The organism is Blattabacterium cuenoti (genome assembly GCF_014251575.1).
In the GTDB taxonomy this organism is placed as follows: Bacteria; Bacteroidota; Bacteroidia; order Flavobacteriales; family Blattabacteriaceae; genus Blattabacterium; species Blattabacterium cuenoti_N.
Genome location: NZ_CP059191.1, coordinates 320,977 through 333,405, shown reverse-complemented (window position 1 = coordinate 333,405; position 12,429 = coordinate 320,977). Strand labels below are relative to the sequence as shown.

At 27.8% G+C, this 12,429-nt stretch carries 7 protein-coding genes, 1 tRNA gene and 1 pseudogene; 3 read left to right on the top strand and 6 right to left on the bottom strand.

From position 1 onward, the window contains the following. Nucleotides 1–7: 7 nt before the first annotated feature. Nucleotides 8–1,894, bottom strand: coding sequence for an FtsK/SpoIIIE family DNA translocase (locus H0H67_RS01590; RefSeq protein WP_185859052.1), 1,887 nt, complete (start codon nt 1,892–1,894; stop codon nt 8–10). Between the two features lie 117 nt (nt 1,895–2,011). Here H0H67_RS01590 and H0H67_RS01585 point away from each other — a divergent pair, with 117 nt between their 5' ends. Together H0H67_RS01585 and nadD are read left to right on the top strand one after the other, a co-directional pair. Further along, entirely contained in the window at nt 2,012–3,148 is a 1,137-nt protein-coding gene (locus tag H0H67_RS01585; protein WP_185859051.1) for a porin, read from the top strand. Nucleotides 3,149–3,213: 65 nt separating this feature from the next. After that, a pseudogene (gene nadD, locus H0H67_RS01580) lies at nt 3,214–3,785 on the top strand (nicotinate (nicotinamide) nucleotide adenylyltransferase). 8 nt (nt 3,786–3,793) lie between these two features. Here nadD and H0H67_RS01575 read toward each other — a convergent pair. Next, complete coding sequence (locus H0H67_RS01575) at nt 3,794–4,696, bottom strand: 5'-3' exonuclease (protein WP_185859050.1); 903 nt, start codon at nt 4,694–4,696, stop codon at nt 3,794–3,796. 24 nt (nt 4,697–4,720) lie between these two features. Between H0H67_RS01575 and metG the strand changes: the two genes are divergently transcribed. After that, entirely contained in the window at nt 4,721–6,424 is a 1,704-nt protein-coding gene (gene metG / locus H0H67_RS01570) for a methionine--tRNA ligase (RefSeq protein ID WP_185859049.1), read from the top strand. Nucleotides 6,425–6,466: 42 nt separating this feature from the next. On the opposite strand, the gene H0H67_RS01565 is transcribed toward metG, so the two are convergent. The 4 genes from H0H67_RS01565 to ligA all read right to left on the bottom strand — a co-directional run bounded on the left by H0H67_RS01565 (nt 6,467) and on the right by ligA (nt 12,425). Further along, nucleotides 6,467–6,551, bottom strand: a tRNA-Ser gene (locus H0H67_RS01565). A gap of 2 nt (nt 6,552–6,553) precedes the next feature. Continuing rightward, complete coding sequence (gene lysA / locus H0H67_RS01560; protein ID WP_394366795.1) at nt 6,554–7,792, bottom strand: diaminopimelate decarboxylase; 1,239 nt, start codon at nt 7,790–7,792, stop codon at nt 6,554–6,556. Between the two features lie 49 nt (nt 7,793–7,841). Continuing rightward, nucleotides 7,842–10,244, bottom strand: a complete 2,403-nt coding sequence (lon, locus tag H0H67_RS01555) for an endopeptidase La (RefSeq protein ID WP_185859047.1) — start codon at nt 10,242–10,244, stop codon at nt 7,842–7,844. Nucleotides 10,245–10,412: 168 nt separating this feature from the next. Continuing rightward, on the bottom strand, nt 10,413–12,425 hold the full coding sequence (gene ligA, locus H0H67_RS01550) for an NAD-dependent DNA ligase LigA (protein ID WP_185859046.1): 2,013 nt from the start codon (nt 12,423–12,425) through the stop codon (nt 10,413–10,415). Nucleotides 12,426–12,429 lie beyond the last annotated feature (4 nt).

Genomic DNA, 12,429 nt, shown 5'->3' with positions numbered 1-12,429 from the left:
ATTTGACTTAATCCGGTTTTGGCAAGAAGAAGTATTCGTTTTTTTTATCATGATTGGAATAAAAATCAACGATTTTTTGAATATCTGATAATTCGATGAATGGGCATTGTAGCCGTATCAACTCATTTCGATTAGAAAATAGAAGATCTCCTTTTCCTATCAATTGTTCAGCTCCTGTACAATCTAATATAGTTCTAGAATCTATTTTAGAACTTACTCGAAATGCAATTCTTGCAGTAAAATTTGATTTAATCAATCCGGTAATTACATCAACGGATGGACGTTGTGTAGCTATAATCAAATGAATCCCTACAGCACGAGCAAGCTGTGATAACCGAGTTATATACGTTTCTATTTGTTTTTTTTGATGAAAAGAAAAACTTAAGTCTGCGAATTCATCAATGATTAGTATGATATAAGGTAAATGATATTTTTGATTGTATTTGACATTGTATTCTTGAATATTTCTAACTTTAAATTTTTCCAAAATAGCATATCTTTTATCCATCTCTTTACATAAAGAATTTAATATGTTTTTTACTTTATGTAAATCTGTGATGATGGGTTCTACAGAATTTGGAAGAGTAGCAAAATAAGATTTTGAAATATTTTTGTATATAGATAATTCTACTTTCTTTGGATCAATCAAAATAAATTTGATATCTTCTGGATTTTTTTGATATAATAAGAAAACAATCATAACATTTAATCCTACGGATTTTCCTTGTCCAGTTGATCCTGCTATAAGCAAATGAGGCATTTTAGCTAAATCTATAACAAAAATTTTATTAAATACTGTCTTTCCTAAAGAAATAGGGAGCTCCATTTGATGACTCTTTTTGTTGCTCTCTTCTGAAAAAAGAATATCTTTCATATAAACTGGATAACGATTGTGATTCGGAATTTCTATTCCAATGGATCCTTTTCCAGGCATGGGAGCTATAATTCTTATAGATATAGCAGATAAATTTAAGGCTATCTCATTTTTTAAATTCTTGATTTTAGATATCCGTGTTCCTATCTTAGGATAGATTTCATATAATATGATAGTAGGGCCTATGATAGTTTTGATTTGACATATTTCTATTTTATAATAGTTAAGTACTTGTACTATTTTTTTTTTATTAGAATCTATTTCTAAATTATTCACTGATGTGGAAGAAAAATCTTTCTTATAAAGAATAGAATGGAGAATGTTTTTATCTTTTTTACTGTTAGATACATTGGTTTTTTTCAATGATTTATTGATAATCTTTGTCTTAAAAAAATTCCCCAATTTGAATATTGGATCTGTTTTTTCGTAAAAATGTATTTTTTGTCGTATTCCATTTTTTATGTTTGGAGTCGTAATACGAAAAATAATGATAGAGTAAAAAATAATACTCGTAAGAATAAGTATATATGATCCTATTTTTCCAAATAAATGGATCAAAAAGTTTCCTATTTCAAATCCAAAAATTCCACTCAATATTCCTTGATCAGGAATAACAAGATAAAAAGTTATTGGAAGCCATATACTGAAAAATATAAATTTATATATTGTTGATTTATAAAAATTATTCAATAGTTTTCTTCTTACAAAAAGAATTTTTAATCCTGTCAAAAACAATGATATCGGAAGAAAAAAAGCGCTCAATCCTATTCCACAGTGAATAAAGTAGTGAGAAACAAAAGCTCCCATTTTTCCAAGTAGATTTTCTGCCATGATATCTTTATCGAAAAGTTTTTCCAACTGACTTTGATCATTTTTCCAATGAAAAAGGAAAGAAAAAAAACTTAATAACAAAAAAAGGCTACTCACCAATAAAAAAAATCCTAAAAAAGTTATAATAGTTTTATTATTTTCGTTTTTTCTTTTTTTTTTAGCATTTTTTTTTGAAATATTTTTGTACATTTTATTTTGAATAAGTAGTTTTTAAAAAAAATTAAATGTTTTTTCAATTACTTAAAAGTTTTTATACTGGAAAATTGATTATATTATATTAAGTTATATAACATAATAATTAAAAAAATGAAAAAAACAAAAATGATTTCCTTTATTCTTTTTTTAGGTTTTTTTTATCCTTTTCATACTTACAGCTACGCTGATGAAGGAACATTTCATCAAAATAAAGATGAAAATACTCATTTCAACATGTTTGTAGATTTTAGGAGTAGTATTAATTCTACAGTGAAAAAAGAATTTTTTGAGGGCTCTCGTTTTTCTGAAGACTATTTAAATTTAGAAGTTATAGGAAAGGCAAATGACAAAATCAGTTATCGTTTTTCAAAAAAATTGAATAATATAGAAAATAACAGAACAGTTGATTTAGCTTATTTAAAATATAAGTGGAATGAAAAACTTTACTTTTTGATAGGAAAACAACCAGCTTCTTTTGGAAGCATAGAATATACTAATAATTTCTATGGATCCCCATATCGGTATACGAATGTATATAAAAATAAGGAAAATCCTGTTGGATTCAGTTTTATTTATCTTCCAATCAAAAATCATGAATTACAATTTCAAATTGTAAATAGTATTACAAATTCAAATAATAATAGGGAAGAAAGTACAGTTCAAAAAGTGAATAATACTATGGGTTATTCTGTGAATTGGAATTGGAGTTTGTTCAATAATCAAATAATACAAAACAGATGGTCATATTCTATTTTTCAAGAAAATGAAGATAAAAAATTTTGGAAATTGATAGCTTTAGGGAGTAAATTAGATTTAAAACCTTTTTTTATAGAAGCAGATTATATATTAAGTGATGAAGACATAGAAAAAAATGGCGATGTTACAAAAATTTTACGTTCATATAATTATGATTATCAAAATGTAGCTTCTGTAAAATATGGAACTTATTTAGTGAAATTAAAATACAATTTTATTCCAAAATGGAATTTGATTGCAAAAGGAGTTTATGAAATGGGGACCTCTAAAAAAGGAGTTAATGATATTTTGGGTGAAAATAAATTGTTCAAAAAAGCATATACTTATTATGGAGGGATAGAATTTCTTCCTATCATAAAAAATGAAGATCTAAGTTTTCATTTTTTATATCAAAATCAAAAAGTTAATTACAATTTAGATCAAATTAAAAAAGAAAATAAGAATAATCATTTTATCATTTTAGGATTTAGTTATCGTATTAAGATGATTTAAGATAATAAGGATAAAAATATCGAGATAGAGGCTCGATATTTTTTGTTTGATCGATTAGTGAAAATATGAAAATAGGACTTTATTTTGGATCATTTAATCCCATACATTTAGGACATACAATTATTGCTAATTATATCATAGAATTTTCAGATATAGATCATGTTTGGTTTGTAGTTTCTCCACAAAATCCATTAAAAAAAAAAATCTTTTAGATTATAAACACCGCATAAAAATGGTTCAAATAGCTGTTTATGGTTATGAAAAAATGAGTGTTCTAGATATAGAATCTGGATCTTCTCCTTCTTATACAATTCATACATTGTCCAATATAGAGAAAAAATATCCTAAAAATCAATTTTATCTTATCTTGGGACAAGATTCTTTTTCTTCTTTAAGAAAATGGAAAAATTATAAAATTATTTTGAATAAATATGATATTTTGGTTTACCCTAGAATTGGTCATTTCTCCAATCCTGTTTTTAAACGTAAAAATATAATTTTTTTGAAGGCTCCAATTATTGAAATCTCTTCTTCTTTTATTCGAAATTCTATTCAAAAAGGAAAAAATATGAAACCTATGCTTCATACAGAAGTTTGGAATTACATGATAAAATATAAATTTTATAGAAAAAGATAAAATTATTTTTACGTTTTATATTTATAATATTGATGAGCTATTTTTAATAATCTTATGAATTCAAGTTCTCCGAATATTTTTTTAATGGAATGCCAATTTGGTTTTTTTACATGAAATTTATTCTCATGAAAATAAAAAAGGGGAATATTAGTAACAATAGTAATTAATTTCTTGGATAAAAGACCTAAATTTTTGTTTTCTTCAATATTTTTTTGAATCTTTCCATTAAGATGATGAGTAGAATTTAACAATTTTTCAATGCTTCCATATTTTTGAATAAATTTTTTAGCATTTTTTTCTCCTATTCCTGGTAATCCTGGTATATTATCAGAAGGATCTCCCATCATACTCCATAAATCTATAACTTGTTTTGGTTGGGTTACTCCAAATTTTTCTTTTATTTCCTCTATTCCGAATATTTTTTTTGGATTCCCTTTAAAAGGTGGTATATAAACTTTAATGTTTTCTGTGACCAATTGAAAAAAATCTTTGTCCAAAGTAATTATATAAATAATATATCCTTTTTTTTCGGCTTTTTTAGCTATTGTTCCGATAAGATCATCGGCCTCATATCCATTTTTTGCATAAAAACAAGAAATTTGAAAGATTTTTAAAATTTTTCTAATATAAGGAATTGCTATGCAAATAGCTTTCGGAGTTTTCTTTCTATGTTCCTTATACTTATAATATTCTTTTTTTCGAAAAGAAATTTCTTGACTATCATCAAAAATAGCAGCCATATAAGATGGCTTCTCATCATTTAATGTTTTGATCAAAAAGTATGTGAAATTTATGATAGGCGAAGTGTTGAGTCCTTTGGAAGTAAAAAGAGGATTATTGATGTAAGCATAATAACTTTGATAAATAAGGGGATATGCATCTATTAAAAATAATTTTTTATTATTATTCATATTTTATGAAAAATTTATTCTATTATGAAAAAATCAAATAAATATACAGTCACTGCTGCTTTACCATATGCAAATGGACCAATTCACATAGGTCATTTAGCAGGAGTTTATTTTCCTGCAGATGTTTTTGTTCGTTATCTGAGACGAAAAAATAAAGATGTTATTTTTATATGTGGATCGGATGAACATGGAGTTCCTATTGCTATGCAAGCTAAAAAAGAAAAAAAAACTCCTCAAGAAATAGTAAATAAGTATCATCATATGATCAAAGATTGTTTCACGAATTTCGGTATACAATTTGATAACTATTCCAGAACTTCTACAGAAATTCATTACGAAATTTCTACTTCTTTTTTCAAAAAACTTCATGAAAAAGAAAAAATTTTTGAAAAAGTGTCTGAACAATATTATGATGAAGAAGCTAAACAATTCTTAGCGGATAGGTATATATCCGGTATATGTCCCCATTGTCAAAAAAAGGAAGCTTATGGAGATCAGTGCGAAAATTGTGGAAATTCGTTAATTCCTGAAGATTTAATACATCCAAAATCTACCATAAGTGGAAGCTTTCCAGTCTTGAAAAAAACTAAACATTGGTATTTCCCTTTGAATCAATATCAAAAATTCTTGGAAAAATGGATTTTAATTAGTCATAAAAAAGATTGGAAAGTGAATGTATATGGACAAGCAAAATCTTGGTTAGATCAAGGATTAACCCCTCGTGCTATAACGAGAGATTTAAATTGGGGAGTTCCTGTTCCCATTTCGCAAGAGAAGGGAAAAGTACTGTATGTATGGTTCGAAGCTCCTATAGGATATATTTCTTCTACTATAGAATGGTCTAAACGAAAAAAGATAGATTGGAAACCTTATTGGAAAGATAAAAAAACTAAATTAATTCAGTTTATAGGAAAAGATAATATTGTTTTTCATTGCATTATTTTTCCAGTCATCCTTAAAGCATATGATGATGGATATATACTGCCGGATAAAATATTAGCTAATGAATTTCTTCATTTAGAAAATAAAAAGATATCAACTTCTAAAAATTGGGCAGTATGGGGTCATGAATATCTAGAAGATTTTCCAAATCAACAGGATACACTTCGTTACATTCTCATTGCTAATATGCCAGAAAAAAAAGACAATAATTTCAATTGGAAAGATTTTCAAAGAAAAAATAATACAGAATTGGTTGCTATATTAGGAAATTTCGTAAATAGAAGTCTAACTTTAGTTAAAAAGTACAACGATGGCATTGTTCCTAATCCAGGAATTTTATCTATAAAGGATAAAAATATTTTAAAAAGAATAAAAAATTATCCAGAACATATAGGTGATTTGATTGAATCCTATAAATTCAGAGAATCCTTGGCTTGTTTTATGAATTTAGCTAAACTCGGAAACAAATATTTAACAGAAGAAGAACCTTGGAAAAAAAAAGAAAAAGAACGTGTAGAAACTATTCTTTATGTTTCTTTGCAAATTGTTGGAATGTTAGCTCAATTAGCAGAACCATTTCTTCCAAAGACTGCAAAAAAATTGTTAGATATGCTTCGTTTGAAAACTTTTTTTTGGAATCAAATAAAAGAAAAAATTTTATGTCCAGGACATTTATTAGGGACAAACAAATTATTATTTGAAAAAGTAACTAATGAAAGTATTGAAAAACAACTAATAAAATTAGAAAAAATACAAGTTGAACATGAATCCAAAAAAAGTTTTTAAAAATTTTTATCTGTTGAAATTAAATTACTTTGATTACTGTTGCGGAGAGAGAGGGATTCGAACCCCCGGAGGCGTAACCCTCAACGGTTTTCAAGACCGCCGCAATTAACCACTCTGCCATCTCTCCATTTACATGTGTATTTCCACTATATTTCTCAGAAGATCTTGCATAGTTTCTCTTTTTCTTATCAGAAAATCTTTTCCCTGAAAAATCAAAACTTCAGCAGGTCTATAACGAGAATTATAATTAGAAGACATAGAAAAACAGTAAGCTCCCGCATTTTTCATGCACAAAATGTCACCTTCACGGATTTCTTGAATTTTTCGATTCAAACCAAAGGTATCCGATTCACAAATATATCCAACGACCGTGTAAAAGCGAAAAAGACCGTTTGGATTAGAAATATTTTCAATACAGTGATAAGCATCATAAAACATAGGACGAAGGAAATGATTAAAGCCTGAATCTACTCCAGCAAATACAGTCGAAGTAGTATGTTTGATGACATTGACATTAACTAAAAAATATCCAGATTCACTAACTAAAAATTTACCTGGTTCAAAAATCAAAGCAATTTGACTTCCGTAAGTTTTACAAAAATCTTTAAATTTATCCGTGATAAAATGACTTAAAGAAGTAAGATCTGTTTTGAGATCATTTTTTTTATATGGGACTTTAAAACCACTTCCAAAATCAATATAATCAAGATTTGGAAAATCGATAGCTGTTTGAAACAATATTTTTGCACCGTCTAAAAAGGATTTGACATCTAATATATCAGATCCTGTATGCATATGAAATCCTTCTATTTTGAGTCCTGTATTTTTTAATATTCTTTTCATATGAGGAATTTGATAATAAGAAATTCCAAATTTAGAATCAATATGTCCTACTGAAATTTTTGAATTTCCTCCTGCCATAATATGCGGATTGATTCTTATCCCTATAGAATAATTTGGATAATATTCTCCAAACTGTTCTAAAATGGATAGATTATCTAGGTTGATTCTAACTCCAAAACCAACGGCCTTTTTGATTTCTTGAATAGAAACACAGTTAGGTGTGAATATAATTTTTTTAGGCTGAAAACCAGCTTTTAATCCTATTTCTACTTCCTGTATAGATACGGTATCTAATCCACTCCCTAATTTTTGGAAAATTTTTAATATATTCAGATTAGTATTAGCTTTACAAGCATAATTAATTATTAAATTCTGGATCCCACTGAAAGCATTTTTCATCTTGATATATTGTTTCTTTATTTTGCAAGAATCGTATATATAAAGTGGAGTTCCGTATTTTTTAGCTAATTGAATTAAGTGTTCTCTATGAACTGAGTCACTTCTATTTTCTAATTCATTCATCATATTTTTAATCAATCAAAAAAAACATAGAAACTATGGTTGAAAAATTTTTTTACAATAAAGCTAAATGAATCACATCATTCATATTTCTAACATAATCAAAGGTTAATCCTTTTAAATGTTCTGGTTTAATTTCCTCTACATCTTTTTTATTGTCCTGTGAAAGAATAATTTCTTTAATATTAGCCCGTTTAGCCGCTAGAATTTTTTCTTTAATCCCACCTACAGGAAGGACCTTCCCTCTCAGGGTTATTTCTCCTGTCATAGCTAAATGAGGTCTTAATTTTCTTTTCGTAAAACTTGACACTAAAGAGGTTAACATTGTTATTCCTGCAGATGGACCATCTTTTGGAACAGCTCCTTCAGGAACATGAACATGTACATTTTTTTCTTCAAACATGATAGGATCTATGTTAAATTTTTTATAATTAGCTTTAATATACTGCAAAGCAATCGTTGCAGATTCTTTCATGACTTCTCCTAAATTTCCAGTAATACTTAAATTTCCTTTTCCCTTAGATAAACTGGATTCAATATATAAAATATCTCCACCAAAATGAGTCCAAGCTAAACCTGTTACCACACCTGGAACATTATTTTCTTCATAACGGTCTGGATCATTTGGAATTCCGAGAATACTTTCTATTTTTTCAATACTTAAATGTTTCACATATTTTTTATTCATAGCAATATGCTTGGCTGCATAACGTGCTAATTTAGCAATATGCTTTTCCAAAGTTCTCAATCCAGATTCTCTTGTGTAACTTTCAATGACTTTTTCTATTTGTTTCATTCCAAGTATTAAATCTGATTTTTTTAATCCATTATCTTTGAGTTGTTTAGGAAGTATGTGTTTCTTTACAATTTGTGTTTTTTCTTCTACTGTATATCCATTCATTTCTATAACCTCCATCCTATCTATGAGAGCTGGTTGGATATGGGAAAGTGAATTTGCTGTAGCAATAAACAATACTTTTGACAAATCATAACCCATTTCTAAAAAATTGTCGTAAAACGAGGTATTTTGTTCAGGATCTAAAACTTCTAACATAGCGGAAGAAGGATCTCCATTTGTCCCTAAACCCATTTTATCTATTTCGTCTATCACAAAAACAGGATTGGATGTTCCTACTTTTCGTATAGATTGCAAAAGCCTACCAGGCATGGCTCCTATATAAGTCCTTCTGTGTCCACGGATTTCAGATTCATCATGTAATCCTCCTAAAGAAATACGTACGTATTTTCTTTTCAGTGCAGTGGCTATAGATCTTCCTAAAGAAGTTTTTCCTACTCCAGGTGGACCGTAAAAGCATAGAATAGGAGAACGCATGTCTCCTCTTAATTTTAAGACAGCTAAATATTCTATAATACGTTCTTTGACTTTTTCCAGACCATAGTGATCTCTATCTAATATTTTTTGTGCATATTCTAAATCAAAACTATCTTTTGAATATCTACCCCAAGGTAGATCAATCATCAATTCTAGATAGTTTCTCTGGACTGTGTATTCAGGCATTTGAGGATTAATTCTTTGCATTTTTAGCAATTCTCTGTCAAACTGTTTTTTTGCTTCTTTTGGCCATTTTTTTCTGGACGCCTTAGCTCGCATTTCATCAATTTCTTTTTCATAAGAGATATCTCCTAATTCTTCTTGTATGGCTTTAATTTGCTGATGCAAAAAATATTCTCTCTGTTGCTGATCCATATCACTACGAACACGAGATTGAATATCATTTTTTAATTTAATTTGTTGATGTTCTACGTTTAGAAAACGCAACGTTTCCATTGCTCTTTTTTTTAAATCATCATATTCTAACAATTTTTGTTTATCTCTGGTAGCTAAATTCATATTAGCTGCTACGAAGTTGATTAAAAAAGAAGGACTTTCTATATTCCGAATAGCAATACTCGCTTCTGATGGAATATTGGGGTTATCCTGAATAATTTTTATAGCAATTTCCTTTATAGATTCAACCAAAGCAAGGTATTCTTTATCCTTGCAGGAAGGTTTGTTTTCTTCTAAAGCTATAATTTCTGCTTTAAAATAGGGATCATTTTGAATAAAACGATTGACTTTGAATCTTCTTTTTCCCTGTAAAATAACAGTGGTGTTTCCATCAGGCATTTTTAATAATTTCAATATTTTAGCAACCGTTCCAATAGAATACAAATCTTTTTCACTGAGATTTTCTATTCCAGAATTTTTTTGTGTTAATACTCCAACCGTTTTATCAAATCCATAAGCATCTTGTAACAATTGAATGGATCCACTTTTTCCTGCTATGATTGGAAAAACAATTCCTGAATATAAAACCATATTTCTGACTGTTAAGATACATAATTGTTTAGGAATATCGTCTTTAAGAAGCTGATCCTCTTCATCTTGACTCATTAAGGGTATAAACTCAGCTTCAGACTCGAATCCAGATTCTGTAAATATATTTTTTAGTAACATAAAAAAATAGATTTCTTACTTAAATGATGCATTAATTCTGTGATGCATGAATTCATCATCATCACTTAAGAACTTAAGAATTAAATATACTGTTTTCTATATGAAAAACAAAACCATCTATACTGACTATTTTTCTTTTAAAACAATCGTTTAAAATTTGATTTATTTTTATTTTTTTGCTTTTTTAAGCATATCCAGAAAAAGATTTTCTGTTAAAATTTTTACATTATTTTTTTCCATACTTTTTTTTAATTTGGAACCGAAATTTTTTCCAACTACGATGAAATGAATTTGATTATTGACAGTATGATAGACTCTTCCACCTAGATTTTCTACCATATTCTTAGCTTTATTTCGGGTCATACAAGATAATTTTCCTGTAAATACAAAAGATTTTCCTTGAATAGAAGAAAATTTTTTACTCATAGAACATTTCGAAAAATGTAATCCATATTTGATTAGCATTTTAACTACTTGTTGATTTTCAGGAATTGAAAAATAAGTGAGAATGCTTTCTGTGATTTTTTTTCCTATGCCTGAAATAGAAATTAAATGATCATAATTTGCATGCATTAAAGAATTGATATCCAAAAAGTGTTCTGTTAATTTCTTTGAAATATATTCTCCTACATGACGAATACCTAAGGCATATAAAACTTTATCAAAGGGATTGTATTTAGATTTTTCTATGTTTTTTATAACGTTCTCTGCCAATTTTTCTTTTACCCCATCTATTTGAAGGAGTTCTTCTTTTTTCAATTCATATAAATTATAAAAACTATATAAAAAACCTTTTTTGTATAGTTTTTTTATCATTTCACTTCCAATTTTTTGAATATTCATAGCCTTTTCGCTCACAAAATGTTTTATTTTTTCTATTCTTTGATAAGAACAGTTTTGATTTGTGCAGTAAAATAATTCATTTTTTTTTGTTAAAGTGCTATTGCATGATGGGCATTTCTTTAAAAAGAATACAGGAAATGCTTGACTAGATCTTTTTTTTATATTGATTTTTGTTACTTTTGGAATAATATCTCCTCCTTTTTCTAATAAAAGGGAATCTCCATAATGAATCCCCATTTTTTGTATAAAACTGTCATTATAAAGAACAACTCTTTTGATTTTTGTTCCAGAAATAGAGATGGGAACTACATTGGCTACAGGAGTAATTATTCCAGTACGACCTACTTGGAACGTAAGGCTTAATAGTCTGGTTTCATACAATTTTTGTCTGAATTTATAGGCTATGGCCCATCGTGGATATTTATTGGTGAATCCTAAAAATGATTGTTTTTGATATTCATTTACTTTAATAACTATGCCATCTATTTGGTAGGGGAGTTTCTCTTTCCATAGACTCCAAAAATCTATGAAATGAAATACTTCTTCTATGTTCTTACAATAACGTGCTGTTTCTGGAACTTGAAAACCCCAATCTTTTATGTATTTTAGAGATTCATATTGCGTGTCAAAAGGCAAATTTGTTCCAGCAACATGAAATGCTATACAAAACAAATTTCTTTTACGTACTTCTTTGTGATCATGAATTTTCAGAGTTCCACTAGCCGTATTTCTTGGATTTGCATAAGGAGTTTGTCCACTTTTTATACGTCTTTTATTTATTTCTATAAAATTCCTTGTAGGAAGAAAAACTTCTCCACGTATTTCAAGATACGCAGGATAATTATATCCTCTTAATTTTAAGGGAATGTTTTTTATAGTTTTTATATTTTCTGTTACATCTTCTCCTTTTTCTCCATCCCCACGAGTAACCGCATTTGTTAAAAATCCGTTTTTATAAATTAAATTAATAGAGACTCCATCATATTTGAGTTCACACACAAAGGATAAAGTATGAATTGATTTACTGATTTTTTTTTTCCAAATTATTAATTCTTTCTTAGAATAGGTGTTTTGAAGAGAGTACATTTTGTATTTATGATAAAAAACTGTAGAGATAGAGGAATTTTCATGGAAATCTGTTCCTATTTTTATTGTGGGTGAAGTAGGGTCATAGAATTCAGGATATTTTTTTTCTAAAAAAGACAATTCTTCTAATTTCTTATCAAAATGATAATCGGAGATGTCTGAAGTGTACGAATTATAATATTTATAATTATATTTTGATAACTCTTTTCTGAGTTCGTCTATTTTTTTTTCTATTTTTTTTTTTTGATCCATGTGA

Bases quoted from the DNA above. Each gene is read 5' to 3' on its own strand.
- H0H67_RS01575 (WP_185859050.1), bottom strand. From the start codon at position 4,696: ATGAATAATAATAAAAAATTATTTTTAATAGATGCATATCCCCTTATT.
- metG (WP_185859049.1), top strand. From the start codon at position 4,721: ATGAAAAAATCAAATAAATATACAGTCACTGCTGCTTTACCATATGCA.
- lon (WP_185859047.1), bottom strand. From the start codon at position 10,244: ATGTTACTAAAAAATATATTTACAGAATCTGGATTCGAGTCTGAAGCT.
- H0H67_RS01585 (WP_185859051.1), top strand. From the start codon at position 2,012: ATGAAAAAAACAAAAATGATTTCCTTTATTCTTTTTTTAGGTTTTTTT.
- ligA (WP_185859046.1), bottom strand. From the start codon at position 12,425: ATGGATCAAAAAAAAAAAATAGAAAAAAAAATAGACGAACTCAGAAAA.
- H0H67_RS01590 (WP_185859052.1), bottom strand. From the start codon at position 1,894: ATGTACAAAAATATTTCAAAAAAAAATGCTAAAAAAAAAAGAAAAAAC.
- lysA (WP_394366795.1), bottom strand. From the start codon at position 7,792: ATGATGAATGAATTAGAAAATAGAAGTGACTCAGTTCATAGAGAACAC.